General features: G+C 38.8%; 11 protein-coding genes. 7 read left to right on the top strand and 4 right to left on the bottom strand.

Annotated features, from left to right (window positions below):
* Nucleotides 1–252 precede the first annotated feature (252 nt).
* Nucleotides 253–1,260: an NAD(P)-dependent alcohol dehydrogenase gene (locus tag H4J61_RS10855; protein WP_182185048.1), complete on the top strand. Its 1,008-nt coding sequence runs from the start codon at nt 253–255 to the stop codon at nt 1,258–1,260.
* 618 nt (nt 1,261–1,878) lie between these two features.
* Here H4J61_RS10855 and H4J61_RS10850 read toward each other — a convergent pair.
* Complete coding sequence (locus H4J61_RS10850) at nt 1,879–2,049, bottom strand: hypothetical protein (protein ID WP_182185047.1); 171 nt, start codon at nt 2,047–2,049, stop codon at nt 1,879–1,881.
* Nucleotides 2,050–2,334: 285 nt separating this feature from the next.
* Between H4J61_RS10850 and H4J61_RS10845 the strand changes: the two genes are divergently transcribed.
* Nucleotides 2,335–3,759 (top strand): nodulation protein NfeD, encoded by a 1,425-nt coding sequence (locus tag H4J61_RS10845; protein ID WP_259363257.1) that lies wholly within the window; start codon nt 2,335–2,337, stop codon nt 3,757–3,759.
* A complete protein-coding gene (locus tag H4J61_RS10840; protein WP_182136929.1) occupies nt 3,743–4,525 on the top strand; it encodes a slipin family protein in 783 nt (260 codons plus the stop codon). The genes H4J61_RS10845 and H4J61_RS10840 overlap by 17 nt, the downstream gene beginning before the upstream one ends.
* Nucleotides 4,526–5,014: 489 nt before the next feature.
* On the opposite strand, the gene H4J61_RS10835 is transcribed toward H4J61_RS10840, so the two are convergent.
* Nucleotides 5,015–5,452, bottom strand: a complete 438-nt coding sequence (locus H4J61_RS10835) for a universal stress protein (RefSeq protein ID WP_182185046.1) — start codon at nt 5,450–5,452, stop codon at nt 5,015–5,017.
* Between the two features lie 30 nt (nt 5,453–5,482).
* A complete protein-coding gene (locus H4J61_RS10830) occupies nt 5,483–5,938 on the bottom strand; it encodes a cytochrome C (protein ID WP_182136931.1) in 456 nt (151 codons plus the stop codon).
* 496 nt (nt 5,939–6,434) lie between these two features.
* Between H4J61_RS10830 and H4J61_RS10825 the strand changes: the two genes are divergently transcribed.
* Nucleotides 6,435–6,899 (top strand): Hsp20/alpha crystallin family protein, encoded by a 465-nt coding sequence (locus H4J61_RS10825; RefSeq protein ID WP_182136932.1) that lies wholly within the window; start codon nt 6,435–6,437, stop codon nt 6,897–6,899.
* Between the two features lie 372 nt (nt 6,900–7,271).
* A complete protein-coding gene (locus tag H4J61_RS10820; RefSeq protein WP_182185045.1) occupies nt 7,272–8,183 on the top strand; it encodes a DNA-binding protein in 912 nt (303 codons plus the stop codon).
* Nucleotides 8,184–9,473: 1,290 nt separating this feature from the next.
* Here the strand turns inward: H4J61_RS10820 and lon are convergent.
* Nucleotides 9,474–11,942: an endopeptidase La gene (lon, locus tag H4J61_RS10815; protein ID WP_182185044.1), complete on the bottom strand. Its 2,469-nt coding sequence runs from the start codon at nt 11,940–11,942 to the stop codon at nt 9,474–9,476.
* 363 nt (nt 11,943–12,305) lie between these two features.
* Here lon and H4J61_RS18080 point away from each other — a divergent pair, with 363 nt between their 5' ends.
* On the top strand, nt 12,306–12,974 hold the full coding sequence (locus H4J61_RS18080; RefSeq protein ID WP_182185043.1) for a response regulator transcription factor: 669 nt from the start codon (nt 12,306–12,308) through the stop codon (nt 12,972–12,974).
* 93 nt (nt 12,975–13,067) lie between these two features.
* A complete protein-coding gene (locus H4J61_RS10805) occupies nt 13,068–16,682 on the top strand; it encodes a CheR family methyltransferase (protein ID WP_182185042.1) in 3,615 nt (1,204 codons plus the stop codon).
* Nucleotides 16,683–16,950: the final 268 nt, after the last annotated feature.

Raw genomic sequence — 16,950 nt, 5'->3', positions numbered from 1 at the left:
AGGTTTAGATGACTACGACAATATAATCTATAAAACTTACGCTAAAGTATATTTTAAAGCTTATGAAAAATGACTTTTTATTCTACCTATACTCCAACGACTATGTACGGCGGAACCAACAAAGACTACACTGATCACCCAGTATACATAAGGTAGACAGCTTGTTGCTCAATGCTGAGAACAGCTGTAGCACTAACTCTGCTATATATTCCCTATACATTCCCTATACACGAAATAATTAAAGGACTTGATATGAAAAGCATAACCCTTTCTACACCGGGCGGTCTTGACCAGCTCAAACTTAACCATAGCGCGGAACCCGGTGAGCCGGGGCCTGGCGAAATTCGAGTACGTATTCGAGCCTGTTCTCTCAACTTTCACGATTATGCAGTAGTTGTCGGAGCCATCTCGACCGAAGACAACCGCATCCCCATGGCTGATGGCGCCGGCATTGTAGAAGCCATCGGTAAGGGTGTCAGCGAATTTAAGATTGGTGACCCTGTAGTGTCGACATTCTTCCCTGATTGGCTAACTGGCCCCGCTCTTATTGGAAACTTCAGTACCACACCCGGCGATGGCCAAGATGGTTACGCCTGCGAGCAAGTTGTCCGCCCAACGAACTGGTTCACACACGCCCCTAAAGGCTACACCCATGCAGAAGCCGCCACATTGACCACCGCAGGCTTAACCGCATGGAGAGCGCTTGTTGTTGATGGTGGGCTGAAAGCAGGCGATACCGTGCTCACGATGGGCACCGGTGGTGTGTCTATCTTTGCACTGCAATTTGCCAAAATGATGGGGGCTCGGGTTATTTCTACGTCGTCTTCAGACGAAAAACTGGAACGGCTCACCGCGATGGGTGCCGACCACACCATCAATTACAAAACTACACCGGCCTGGGGCACTAAGGTTCAGGAAATGACTGGTGGCAAGGGCGTCGACCACGTTATTGAAGTGGGTGGCCCTAGCACTCTGCCAGAATCTATTGATGCCGTTCGCATTGGTGGCCATATCTCGCTCATTGGGGTGTTGACTGGCTGGGCTGGGGATATTCCAACCGCAAAACTGATGGCGAAACAAGTCCGTCTGCAAGGACTGATTGTAGGCAGCCGAGACCATCAGCAAGAAATGATCCGCGCGATTGAAGCAAACGATATGCACCCGATCCTTGACCGGTCATTTGCGCTGGAAGAGATCGCTGACGCGTTCCGCTACCAAGAGTCTGGCAAGCATTTCGGCAAAATCTGCCTAGAGTTTTAATCCGAGTAATATATGGCCAGCCATTTGTGAAACCATTTCTTTGCATCTAGTGGTGGGATGCGCAACTTGGTTATGGTGGGCTTAGCCAATCCAATCCGCAGCGGCTTATGGGCCACTGCGGCCTTATAATGTTTGATTGAGTATGCATCACAAAGCAACTATTTTTCCGGGTGGGGCGATAACGAGATAAAAATATACTGCTTATGTCTGCTTTCTCTGGAAATAGTGAGCGTAATATTGAAATTCATTAATCTCAAATTTTAGACCGCTTTGTGGCCAGCCTGTGTGAAAACTATTTCGAACTTGCGTAATTGGATAATATCAACGTAAAAAGGCTCCATAGATTAAATTCTGTAGTACGTTTGAGGTAAAACCATCTGGTAATTCACGTAGCGTCGCATAAAAAATTTACTCTGATATTTTTCACACAGCCTGTGGCAAAAGCTGAATTCATATTTGTAAGAGCAGATATGAGCCACTAATGTATATCACGGTTTTAATATCACTTTTTTTAAATTAACTTGAATGCCTTTGATAACCGACTCCCTTTGACTTACCGCGCCTAGTTTATTTATAACATTAATGGTGTCGCCATTACCCCGACATAGAGGAAGAGTGCTATACCATTAAACGAGAAAAGCTAGCATTTACGATGTAAAATAAACCATCTGCCATCGCAAGATCTTTATTTAATGTCGCCATAAAGATCTTCATCTCTTGTTTACAGACCAATTGATTTTCTTTAGCGATAAAGTAATCATCTATGACATTATTTTTTTCATCATCCATTAATGCTAAATTTTCTAAACCAAGCCAGTTCGTAGCTTCACTTTTTTTATTATCCTGTCAGCTTAAAACGGTAAATAATAAGGATGTCTTAATGAAAAAAACGCCATTTAAAACGTTTTATCAGCAGCATTTATTATTTCACAAGCATTAAAACACCTTGAATAAAGGCGTTATTTTTCGTTAACAACTAAGAGTTACTGATCTTTATCAGCATTTTCCAACACAAATTAGAGATATTGACCAAGTACAACTAAGCTCATAATTCAGCGATTAATGGAAACTGTTATGTGTAAATTGTGCGGAATATTCTTGATTTTATATTGTGCTTTGCTCTCAATGCATGCCTTAGGAACAGCAGAAACGCCGTATTTAAAGCCAGTAGCCAATAGCGCTCAGCAAGAGATAAGTATTAATGCAAACACTTTGGTTGTGCCATTATTAACCATCAAAGGTGCTATTGGGCCTGCCGTTAGTGACTATTTAGTGCGAGAAATAAACAGTGCTAATATGGCCAGTAACATCCCTTTAATTATTATCACACTCGATACTCCTGGTGGCTTAAGTGCCAGCCTACGTGACATTAATAAAAGTATCTTAAATTCTACTATTCCAATCGCCTGTTTAGTTTACCCACAAGGAGCACGCGCAGCGAGTGCAGGTACTTACATACTTTATGCTTGCCATATTGCTGCTATGGCTCCCGCCACCACTCTGGGCGCTGCGACACCAGTTAATATTGCTGGGCCGATGACGCCACCAGCAGAAGATAAGGCACAAAAAAACGCACCTTCTGCGATGGAGAAAAAGGTCTTAAATGATGCCATTGCCTATATTCGTTCACTCGCACAATTACGTTCTCGTAATGAACTATGGGCTGAAAAAGCCGTTACAGAAGCGGCAACGTTAACAGCGAAAGAAGCACTAAAAGAAAATGTCATCACGTTAATCGCTCAGTCGCCACAAGTGTTATTAAATAAACTAGAGGGTCAGCAGGTAGCGATAAAACAGCAAAATATTAAATTATCCTTACAAGGTGCTGAACTACTGAGTAAAAAACCAGACTGGCGTAGCCAATTTATTGCCACCATTACCGACCCTAATATTGCCTATATTTTAATGCTACTGGGTATTTATGGTTTGTTATTAGAATTCTACAGCCCTGGTGTCGGCATAGCAGGTATCATCGGCGGTATATCATTACTTATCGCTTTATATGCCCTGCAGTTATTACCCCTGAATTTTGCGGGTATTGCCCTACTATTGTTAGGCGTAACACTCATGGTGATGGAATCACTGATACCAAGTTTTGGTATTTTTGGCCTCGGTGGTATTAGCGCATTTGTTTTAGGCTCGATATTTTTATTCGACACTAAACTTGAGCAATTTAAAGTTTCACTGCCATTAATTGCCAGTTTTGCTTTTGTCTCTGCACTCTTTATTGTCTTTGCCTTGGGTTTTATCTACCGAGCACGAAAAAATAAAATCGTCAGTGGTCAAGAAGAAATAATTAATGCTTGGGTTACGGTGGAAAATGACTTCACTGATAAGGGTTATGTGCTCTTTAATGGCGAGCGTTGGGCGGCTAGCAGCCCTCTAGCCTTAAAAAAAAGTCAACAGGTACAAGTGCAAGCAATTAATGGCCTAACCCTTGTTTTAGCGCCAGCAATCAACACAACAACTAAGGAGCAAGATAATGACTTCACTATTTAATAATTCAGAATTATTCACCGGCTCAATTATTTTTTTACTTATTGCCTTTTTTTTCAGTGCTTTTAGAATTTTACGAGAATATGAACGCGGGGTAGTTTTTTTACTTGGACGATTTTATAAAGTGAAAGGGCCTGGTTTTATTCTTGTTATTCCCTTTATCCAACAAATGGTAAAAGTTGATTTACGTATCGTGGTGATGGATGTACCTAGCCAAGACGTTATTAGCCGCGATAATGTCTCAGTAAAAGTTAATGCGGTTATTTATTTTCGAGTTATTGACCCACAAAAAGCGATTATCAATGTCGAAGACTATTTACAGGCAACGTCTCAACTTGCACAAACCACCTTACGTTCGGTGTTAGGGCAACATGAATTAGACGAAATGCTCGCAAATAGAGATATGTTAAATGCCGATATTCAAACCATTTTAGATGTCAGAACCGACAGTTGGGGCATAAAAGTGTCTAATGTTGAAATTAAACACGTTGATTTAAATGAAACTATGATCCGCGCTATTGCCAGACAAGCCGAAGCAGAGCGAACTCGTCGAGCCAAAGTTATTCATGCCACAGGGGAATTAGAGGCGTCAACTCACCTGACCCAAGCCGCAAATCAACTGGCCAAAGAGCCTGATGCGATTATGTTACGTTATTTACAAACCTTAACAGAAATTGCTGGCGAGAAAAATTCTACTATTATTTTCCCTTTACCCATGGAGCTGATCAGCGGTCTTATTAAATCAACAGACAAAACAACCAAAGGATAGTAGAAAAACACACGCTATTATCTTTACTCATTATTATAATATTAACGTTAATCTCTTTTGACAAGGGGTTAACTCCCCTTAATAACATTACCTAGTAAACCATAATATTGAAACAGTAAACTTTGCATTAAACAGCCAAGAAAAAGCCGCTAAACTTGAACCTGTGCTTGCCTTACGTGCTGAATAAATTTTAACTGTAATTAAAATTATTGTTTATAACAGAACATATACCTGCAGTGACTGGTTAATTTCGCGCACTTGAATCCAGATACCGAGCAGTAAAGCATAACATTCTATATTGATATGGGTTTATTACCTTGAGTTATCAACAATAAAAACCCACGACTAGCAGCTTAATTTTTTGGCATGTTCTATTTGCTAAAAGTTTATCTTTATTAAAGTTCAAGAAATTAGGACTTATAGACTTATGGAGCTATGGATTTATGGATTTATGAACTTATGAACTTATGGAACTACGGAACTATGGAACTATGGAACTAAAACGATAGGCACACCAACACAATGTGCCAGTTTATTCGCCACACTACCCAGTAATATATCAGCAAAGCGCGATCGACCTCGCCGACCAACAAAGAGCATATTAACGTGATAATCATTTACCTGTTGAAGTAATGCGTCAACAGGCTCACCCCAGATATATTCACTGCTCAAATCAACCTTTTCTGCTTTAAATTTTTCAATCGAGGGTTGTAAAATTTTTTCATGCACATCATGTTCTATTTGTTTTTTATCAAGCGGAGGTGGCGCAACACCCTCAATCATCATTGGCTGAAATTCTTGCCAAGTAATCACATACACTAATTTAACACTTGCACCTGTTTTTTGTGCAAGATGAACCGCTCGTTCAACAGCTCTGTTACTCCATTCACTGCCGTCAACGCCAACTAAATATAAAAGTTTATGCATGTTATTTACCCTTTTTAATAACCTGTATTTTTAATAGTGATAAAATTGATAGTCAGTTCTTCTATAAGGCACCAACTCATAATGAGGTTGTAAAAATGTTACTAAATCAACCAACTCTGTTATCGTCATCACATCATTAAAATTGCTCATTTTAGACTCTCCGTCAACAGCAATAGCGGTAAGGGCATAACCTTTAGATAGTTTATGTGAAGGATTAATAACACTGGTCACAAGTTCGGCATACGTTGTTACCTTGGTTGATTTACCTCCTAAACGTACATTTAAATCAGGGTTATTTATACCTTCAGCTTGTTCCACACCATTGAGATTATGACAAGCTAAACATTGGTATTTTGTTAATACCATCGCTCCCTTAGCAATATCACCTTTTGGCAAACTAAAGCCTCTGGGTGAATCAGGACCTAAGTCACAACTGCTCAGACTAATAGCGATTAAAGTAAAGCAACAAAAAAGTAAATATTTCATAACAACTCCTCGACACCGATTCAAAAAAGAACAACTACTTTATAAACCTAACATCTAATTAATAATGCACAGGTTAATTTATCTCTACTTTTTCTAACAAGTAGCTGAGATAGATCAGTTAATGGTCACTAACGATGAAAAAATAAGTGTTATTCATCAAAAAGTAGAGCAATACCCAGTAAACTTGCTCGCTGGATTAATAAAATTGCCAAGATAAAGGTAAGAATCAACGCCTCATTTACCTCTCTATCTACACACAAAATGACACGCCAAAAAACTTCATATAAATGACATTTATCAGGATCGCCAATATAACTTGGTGATAATATCGTGGTGAATAGCAGCGGTATTGTCTGTTTTACTCAATGTACCTATTGATTATGACAACGACTATTTAATGCATGAGCTTGTAAAAGCTATATAGAAATTTTTATTAACTTATAACGCCAGCAACTATTACGCTGTGGCGTTATAACACTGTACGGAGATAAAAATCATGACATTATTTAAACATCAACCATTATCAACAAGACCACAACTGCCCTTGTTTTCGCAATTATCTAACGAAATTGATCGATTTTTTGGTCAGGGGTTTCCGATGAATAGCCGGAGTTCAGATTTACTGACTGATGTTTGGCAACCTTCTGCGGATATAGAGCAACAAGACAATCGCTATATAATCAGAGCCGATATTCCTGGCGTTGATCCTAAAAACATTAATGTCTCCATGGACAATGGTAATTTAGTGATTGAAGGAAAAAGAGAAAGCAAAGCGGAAGATAAACGAGAAAATTACTATCGACTCGAACGTTCATACGGAAGCTTTTATCGTAGTTTCAATTTACCTGATGCCCAAGATGCAAAAAAAATTGAAGCGCATTGCCATAACGGTGTATTAGAAGTTATTGTGCCTAAACTCGTCGCAGAAAAGCACAAAAAAATAGAAGTAAAAGTAGATTAATACTCGCTCTATTATGTTTGTGATCTTGTTGCGCACAGAAAAATAATTCAAGGGGTTATATTAAGGGTCATATTTATTGTTTCAGACTAAACATAAGTATCTACATCCGTGTAGGTAAGGTGCTCAATTGATCAATAGCGAACTGTTGGTATTAAGAGCACAGGTGTTTAGTTCCAGAAAAAATCTAAGTACTCGGCTCAATGTGAGCAATAAAGCCTTGGGCTATTTAAACCAGCACAAGTGAGCAATAGCTTAATAGAATTGGTATCACTCAGAAAATTTATTTATCTGGACTAGGGGATCAGTCCAGATAAACTTTAGCTACTCAGTGCTAAATCCATGGAAGCTGAGCTTTATGATAAGGAATAAACCATGTTATCTTTTAATCATGAGGTAGCCAAAAACCTGCGAAAAATCTCATTTTTGCTTAAAGAGCAACACGCCAATCCATTTCGCTGTCAAGCTTATCTAAAAGCGGCAATCACCATTGAGGCATTACCACAAGATCTCAGACAACTTTTTAAAAACAGTGGTGTCAAAGGATTAACTCAGTTACCCAATATTGGCCTTGGTATCGCCCGTTCAATTAATGATTATATTACCATGGGACATATGACGAGATTAGATAATCTCAGAGGAAATACCAATCCCATCGATTTATTTCAAGTTATTCCAACCCTTGGTCGAGAGATGGCTCAACGTATTCACGACACCTTACATGTCGACACCTTAGAAGCTTTTGAAAATGCGATATTTGAAGGTCAATTAGATAATGTTAAAGGGATAGGCGTAAAACGAAAAAAAGCTATTAAAGCTTGGTTTGCTCAATGTTTTGGTGCCCGTCAATTACCCATACCAACTCACCACCAGCCCATTGAGGCTAAGCCCAGTATTGAGCTAATTTTCAATATTGATGCACAATATCGTAAAAAAGCAAAAGCAGGAGAACTGCCTGTAATCACACCAAAACGTTTTAATCCAGAAAACAAGCCTTGGTTACCTTTAATGCATCTTAATAAAGAAAATTGGCATTTTACTGCCATGTATTCTAATACTCAGCGCGCCCATAAGCTTAACTTAACTTTAGACTGGGTATTAATCTTTTGTTATGACGAACATCATCAAGAAAGCCAATACACCCTAGTTACCGAAACCCATGGTCCACTGAAGGGGAAACGGGTGATCAGAGGACAAGAAGTCGCCTGTGAAATTTTTTATACTACAAAAAATGCGATCAAAAATCCTAATACTGATATCGAAAAAATAGCAGCATCAGCAAAATAAATCACCAAATTATAAATTAGCCGACAAAATAACGATAATGAGATAAAAATCAATAATGCTAAGGTTTGTCATATAACACCTGAAAGCAACGCAGATATTCGATTCTTAGGCCGATTTAGAATAAACCATTATATAATTAAACTTATAATTCAATGAGTTATTGTAAAATTACGTTGTTGTTTTTTATCTAAGCGCTATTTATCTACCTTAGTTTGTTAGGCAAGTTATTGCGATTATCTAATGTTGGGTGATTTTTTGTCGGTCGGACTTTAGTCCATCAACCGTTAAAAAGGCAATTAACCTGATGTATTAACCAACATCTGCAACGGTGTTATTTTTATTGCTTGGCAGTTATGCCAATGACGGTTAAATTTCATTTAACTTGACGGACTAAAGTCCATCCTACATAGGCCTACATAAACCCTACGGGTGTTCCTCTAAACTTGGGCCATTTTTTTGTAGGTCGGACTTTAGTCCGTCAACCGTTAAACAGGCAATTAACCTGATGGGTTAGCCAAAATATACAATAGGGATTATTTTTATCGCTTGGCAGTTATGCCAATGACAGTTAAATTTCATTTAACTTGATGGACTAAAATCCATCCTACATAAACTCTACATAAGCCCTAGGGGTGTTCAATCTAACGTTGGGCGATTTTTTTGTAGGTCGGACTTTAGTCCGTCAACCGTTAAACCGGCAATTAACCTGATGGGTTAGCCAAAATATACAATAGGGATTATTTTTATCGCTTGGCAGTTATGCCAATGACAGTTAAATTTCATTTAACTTGATGGACTAAAGTCCATCCTACATACGACCTACATAAACCCTACGGGTGTTCATCTAATTTTGTAGGTCGGACTTTAGTCCGTCAACCATTTAACTGGCAATTAACCTGATGTGTTAACCAACATCTGCAACGGTGTTATTTTTATTGCTTGGCCGTTATGCCAATGACGGTTAAATTTCATTTAACTTGATGGACTAAAGTCCATCCTACATAAAACCTACATAAGCCCTAGGGGTGTTCATCTAACGTTGGGTGATTTTTTGTCGGTCGGACTTTAGTCCGTCAGCCGTTAAACTGGCAATTAACCTGATGTGTTAACCAACATCTGCAACGGGATTATTTTTATTGCTTGGCAGTTATGCCAATGAAGGTTAAATTTCATTTAACTTGACGGACTAAAGTCCATCCTACATAAGACCTACATAAACCCTACGGGTGTTCCTCTAACGTTGGGTGTTTTTTTGTCGGTCGGACTTTAGTCCGTCAACCCTTAAACACCCTATTGAATCGGCTTTGTTAATGCTTCATCTAATACAGTATCGACATGTTCAGCCAACACAAAACGCATTTCTTTCTGAATTGACTCAGGTAAATCAGTCAAGTCTTTCTCATTTTTACTGGGTAAAATAACTGTGGTTAAACCGGCGCGGTGTGCGGCCAAAATTTTATCTTTTATCCCCCCCACAGGTAACACTAAACCCCGTAAGGTAATTTCGCCCGTCATGCCAATATGATGAAAAATAGGCCTATTAGTTAATAACGACACTAACGCGGTAATGATAGCAACGCCAGCAGACGGCCCATCTTTTGGTGTTGCCCCAGCGGGTACATGAACATGAATATCAGTGTGCTCAAAAAAATCTTCAGCAATACCTAATTGCTTGGCTTGGGATCTTACGTAACTTAACCCTGCTTCAACTGACTCTCGCATTACATCGCCTAATTGTCCGGTAATGGTCAAACCCTTTTTACCTGGCATAGCGCTAGCTTCAATAAATAATATATCGCCCCCAACAGCGGTTACCGCCAAACCCGTTGCTACGCCTGGGCGCTCAGTACGTTCGGCGAGATCATAAGAGAACGGCGGTTTACCCATTAATTCTTCCAACATAGCGTTATCAACAGTGAGCGATTGACCACTTTTTGTGGCAATTTTTATCACTAATTTTCGACAAATAGCGCCTAAACGTCGATCCAAACTACGTACACCCGCTTCTCGGGTGTATTGACGAATAAGTGTCAGCATCGCCGCGTCATTTATAGTTAACTCTTTAACCCGTAAGCTATTTTCTCGTAATTGTCGAGGTAATAAATAACGCTTCGCAATATGAAATTTTTCATCATCGGTATAGCCCGACAAGGTTATAACCTCTAATCTATCTCGTAACGGCCCAGGAATGTTATCGAGTTGATTAGCCGTGGCAATAAACATTAACTGACTAAAATCAAAAGCGACTTCAAGATAATGATCACGAAATTCGCTATTTTGTTCTGGATCTAAAATTTCAAGTAGCGCCGACGCAGGATCACCGCGCTGATCGCCAATAATTTTATCAACTTCATCTAACAATATAACCGGATTATTCGTCCCCACGTCGCGCAATGCTTTAATAAACCGACCCGGCATCGCACCAATATAGGTACGACGATGGCCCCGAATTTCAGCCTCATCACGAATGCCTCCTAAACTGATACTAACCAACTTACGTCCCAAGGCATGTGCTATTGAATGTCCTAATGACGTTTTTCCAATACCGGGAGGCCCGACAAAACAAAGAATAACGCCTTCTCGTTCTCGGCGAATATGGGGTGACGATGCACTCTCATCTAATGGTTTAGTTAATAATCTTTTCTGCCGCAGCTGCCTGACCGCCAAGTACTCTAAAATGCGCTGTTTTATTTTTTCCAAGCCATAATGGTCTTCATTAAGAATTTTCTCTGCCTGTTTAATATCAAGCGTGTCTTCCGTCGTTTTTTTCCAAGGTAACGCGAGTAACCAATCAAGATAAGTTAATATCACGCCCGACTCTGAAGATGATTGTGGGATATGTTCTAAACGAGAAATTTCCTGCCTTGCTTGCTCTTCTGCTTCGGTTGACATACCACTGGTTTCGATTTTCTTAAGGTATTGCTCTATTTTAATTTGTTGGCTATCTTCTTCACCCAATTCGCGTTGCATAGCCTTAATTTGATGGCGCAAAACATAGTCACGTTGTGCCTTGTCCATTTCACCATGGGCTGAACTTTGTATTTTCTTACCTAGCTCAAGTACCTTCATTTCGTGTTGGATAAGATCGGTTAGTTTAAGCATTTTTGCCACAACATCTTTCATATTAAGTATGTCTTGAGCGTCAGCCATGTTCATTCGCATACTCGAACTGACTAAATAAACCAGTTGACGACAATCTTCTGTTTGGCTTAATGCACTCACTAATGATTTAGGTAAATATGAAAGTATGTTAATTAATTCGCTAAACGACTTTAACAAATTATTGCGTATTGCTTGTGCTTCAATATCTCCTGCTTCTGGTTCAATATCAGTAACAAGATGAATTTTTGCCCGTAAATAGGGCTTTTCGCTCAGCCAAGCGTCAACCGAAAATTTATCAAGCCCTTGTAACAATACTGTGGAGTGATTATTTTCACCCTTTGAAATTCGCAATATCTGTGCAATACACCCCACTTGATAAAGATCTAAAGGTGCTGGCTCTTCAACGTCTTGATCTTTATAAGCAAGGGTTGCCAATAAGTTATTACCTGCGGCCACATCCTCGAGCAATTTCAATGAGCGCGCTTGACCAACAGAAATAGAATTAACGTTGTAAGGGAATAAAACTAGATTTCGTAACGGCAATACCGGCAGATTATCAGGAATAGCGACTAAGGCTCTAGGTTGTTGATTTACATCAACTGATTGCTGCTTATTGTCCTCTTTTACTTTAATACCTTTAACATTAATGTCTGACATCTGGGTTCCTTAATATTACAAAATTATAAATTTACTTTTCATAACTATTTTTTCGTAACTTTTTTTTCGTAATATGGTCATTACTGCTTGGGTTAATTCATCAACATAATGCTAATCCCAGTTATTAATTTACACGCTGATATTTATCAGTTCAATTTCGTATTATTCTGTTTAAAGTTGTTTTAGTGTTTTAAAGTTATAATGTATTTACATTAGCGATACTTATAGCTAATGCTGATTTTTAATGAGAATCAAGCCATTGAAACTACAAAATATTTACGCTAAAACTTGATATAAATGGCGAAAATAACTTGCTGATATGGGCAAAAACAATAAGTACAATATTGTTAAGGAGTGGGTCAAGTGTCTGGACTAAAAGTACAAAACATTTTTATTGTTGACGATCATGAACTCGTTCGCCAAGGGCTACGTCAGTTGGTTGACGGTGAAGCAGATATGCACATTTGTGGTGAGGCCGCCAATGTCTATGACGCACTTAACATGCGATCTACCCTGACAGCAGACGTTGCTATTGTTGACTTATCATTGCCCGACGGTAATGGTCTGGATTTAATCAAACAACTTCATGCTTGGCGACCACAAATGGGGATTATCGTCTTATCAATGCACGATGATGAATTGTATGCAGAAAGAGCATTAAATTGTGGTGCGCTAGGTTATATCAATAAACAAGACTCAGCTCAAAAATTACTCCTTGGCATAAGACAAGTAATGAAAAATAAAATTTTTGTTAAAGCAGAAATTCTTGAAAAAATACGTAAAAACCCATCACGAACAATAACCTCTAAAAATGCTATCAACATACAGATACTGACCGACAGAGAACTACAGGTTTTTGAAGCTATTGGACAAGGCATCACAACAACAAAAATTGCCAAATTACTCAATGTTAGCGTAAAAACGATTGAAAGCCACCGGCGTCACATCAAAGACAAGTTCCACTTAAGCTCTGGTTTAGAGCTAACGCGCTCAGCAATAATCTGGAGTTTAGAAGTCATTTCAGCTGAATAAAAAATAGATATAAAAATATTTTTATTCTTAGCACAACACTTAAAATAAATCACTTTAGATCACACTCACTTTTCCACCGAAACTAGGTGCTACATGTCAGGAATAAATGCAACTAAACCTAAGCTGATTGTCGGTATTGGCGCTTCTGCTGGCGGGCTTGAATCATTTAGTACCTTCTTTGCTCATATGCCAAATGACAGTAATATAGCCTTTGTTTTATTACCTCATTTAGACCCAACACATAACAGCTTGATGCCAGAGTTACTTTCCAAAAAAACGGCTATGCCGGTTTGCGAAGCGAGTGAAAATATGCAAGTGCAAGGGGATCATGTCTACATACTGCCTCCCGGTAAACTGCTTTTTATCAGTGGCGGGCACCTGCACCTTTCACCAAACGTTAAAAGTCGCACCCAGTGGGTTGCGATTGAATATTTTTTACGTTCTTTAGCGCTAGATCAAGGTGAACATTGTGTTGCCATCATTTTGTCTGGCACTGGCAGTCATGGCACATTAAGTTTTAGTGATATAAAACTTGCAGGTGGCATGATCATAGCTCAAGACCCAGCTAGCACTACCTATAATCAAATGCCTATAAACGCCATTAATACCGGATTAGTTGATGTGATTGCCCGACCTGAAAACATGCCAATCTTGTTAACAGAGTTTGCCAACCACCCCTATTTACAAAGTAAAGCTGAACAAACTGATCAACAGGTGTTTAATTGCATGTACTCTATACTGTCATTATTGCACAGCCGCACAGGTTATGATTTTAGTGGCTATCGGAAAAATATGTTATTGAGGCGCATTCAACGACGCATGTGTGTGTGTCATAGCAAAACAATACAAGATTATCATCAGTTTATGAAAAATAATCCAACCGAAACCAACTCATTAAACAACGATTTATTGATTGGGGTTACCGCATTTTTTCGTGATAAAGAGGCATTTACAGCGTTACAAACCCATGTTTTTCCTGAACTTGTCGCGCGAAGTAGTGTAGATAATCCTGTTCGTATTTGGATCCCTGCCTGCGCTACTGGGGAAGAGGTTTATACCATCACCTTATTAATGTTTGAGGCTTTTGACCAAGCGAAGAAAGAAATTAACCTGCAAGTTTTCGCCAGCGACATTGATGAAAAGTCAATCAATGTTGCTCGCGGCGGCATCTACGCTAAAAGTATTGCTGAAATTATCTCTGCTGAGCGCTTAGCAGGTTTTTTCGACGTGACTAATAAGGGCGATTATCAAATTAAAAAAGTCATTCGCGAAAAAATTATTTTTTCTAATCAAAATCTGATAAACGACGCGCCATTTTCTCGACTAGATCTCATCAGCTGTCGTAATCTGTTTATTTATTTACAGCCAGAACTGCAAGCTAACCTGCTCGATTTATTTCATGTTGCGCTGAAAACGACAAGTTATTTAATGCTAGGCCCGTCTGAGTCTCTGGGTAAAAATAAGCATCAATTTACCACTATATCCAAAAAGTGGCGTATTTTTAAAAAGATTACACCATCAATTAAAAGCTCATTGGCTTTACCCGTGAGCCGCATGCCAACACCAAATATCGCAATAGATCAAAGTACTATAAGCAATAATTTTAGAGTTGACTCACCTTCTCGTTATAGTGACTTGGTTAATCGTGATTTACTTGCCGCTTATGCGCCAGCAGCCGTGTTGATTAATCGTTCATTTGAAATACTGCACCATCAAGGCCCTACGGTTAATTTTCTTGAGTTTCCAAAAGGCTCCCCTTCTAATGATCTATTAGTCTTATTACGTGAAGGACTCAGAGCCCGAATGCGTTCAGCGATTAATTACGTGCAAAAAGAAAATCAGGCTATTGCAGATCACCAAGCCAGAGTAAAACGTAATAATCATTATGTAACTTGTACACTTACCGTTCGCCCAGTATATGAGCCAAACCTTTCAACTGAGTTGTTACTGATCACTTTTGAAGACAAACATCCTTTACAAAATAGCTCGCCGCAAAATATTTCAGTAGAAGATACACTTAAAAAGAATCCCCCTAGTCCGTATTTAATCGCAAACAATGACAGCGCAGCAAACTCAAACATAGTCACTCAACTTGAGTATGAACTAAACGCTACTCGCGAAGATTTATACAGTACGGTTCACGAACTGGAAAACTCCAATGAAGATCTAAAAGTAAGTAATGAAGAAGCCATGTCGATGAATGAAGAGTTGCAATCTGCCAACGAGGAATTGGAAACCTCTAAAGAAGAACTGCAATCGATGAATGAAGAACTCAACACCATTAATGCCGAATTACAATATAAAGTTGAAGAATTAGAACGAGGTTATAATGATATCAGTAACTTACTTTCCAGCACAGATATTGCCACTGTGTTTCTTAATCGCGACATGCAAGTGATGTTATTCAATTCTCCTATTAGTGAATTGCTCAACTTACGTGAAAGTGATATTGGTCGTCCTATTAGTAATTTTTCTGCCAATGTATCTCATAAAGCTTTAATGACTGACGCAAAACAGGTGCTGGAAACATTAACCCCGATTGAAACCGATGTATGGAGTCATCATAAAGGTCAAAAGCAGCGCTGTTATTTACGTCGAATAGTGCCCTATCGCACCTTAGATGATCATATTAACGGTGTAGTGATCACTTTTGTCGACATTACTGAGCGCCATCATCAAAAACAAATATTGGAACAATGTGTGCAAGAGCGCACGCATGCGTTACACGAGCGAGAAGCACGGCTAAGCGCCATAATGAATTATGCTTTTGAAGCCATACTTGTTTTAGATTTATCAGGCAAGATTACCGAATTTAATGACTCAGCCCAAACAATGTTTAATTATAATAATAAAGAAATTATTGGCAAAAACATTCAAGCATTAATTCCCTCAATCAATATTAAACAGCTAACTAGCCAAGCACTGATCCTTGAATCATCGGCTCTGTCTACCTTGATTTTAGAGAAAAAAGAATTGATAGGATTTAGGAAAGATGCGCTTGATTTCCCCATCGCACTCTCCTTAACTAAGGTCAAGGGTCGACCACTTTACATCGGTATTATTAATGACTTGAGCGAACCTCAAGCATTAAAAAAAGCCTTAATTAACATCAGCACCTATGAGCAGGAAAAAATTGGCCATGAAATTCATGATAATTTAGGCCAACGTTTAACTGGGATCAACTTACTGGCGAGTAATTTAAAACGCTCTTTGCCTAAAAGTGACATAAAAAACAATCAAGCAATGGACCTTATAATAGAACAATTGAGTCAAGCCATTGGTGATACTCGAGATTTTAGTCATACCTTAGCCCCTATTTTATTTCCTCCGCATGGCTTACAAGGCGCCTTAACCACCATGATGAAATTATTTGATTCATCAGGTATTAAAAAGAAAATAAAATTATCTTCAAATTTAACCATTGTAGATTCCGTCGTAGCGACTCAAGTCTACCGCATCGCCCAAGAAGCCATTAATAATACCTTAAAACATGCTAAAGCCCGAAAGGTAACACTGCAACTACAAGCGCAAGGAGAAAACACCGGTTTAGAGATCACTGATGATGGCCTAGGTTTTGACATCAATGATCCAAAGTTTACTCAAGGCATAGGTATACAAATCATGCGATATAGGGCATCTAATATTAATGCGACATTAGATGTTGTCTCATCGAAAGGCAAAGGTACAACTGTGCGTTGTGTGTTTTAACACTAGAATTTATTTTCATCACTTCAATAAACCTAACTAAACAGCACACTAAATAACAAAGTAAGAATATAGCAAAGTAAAGCCACAGCAGATGAAAAATCAGGTCGGCAGACTCATAAGAACCCACGTGCATTTTAGTGTTTTTTATACTCAAATTATCTTAGCATTACCCGTGCATTCGATAATTTGACAGTATCATGTATAAGTCTATAGTTATAAATGATGACATCCAAAAATTAAATAACGAATAATTATAGTCAACATTAGG

This window comes from Colwellia sp. MB3u-4, assembly GCF_014077065.1.
Taxonomy (GTDB): domain Bacteria; phylum Pseudomonadota; class Gammaproteobacteria; order Enterobacterales; family Alteromonadaceae; genus Cognaticolwellia.
Note: the sequence above shows the minus strand (reverse complement) of the source record. Positions and strands in the feature narration are given on the sequence as shown.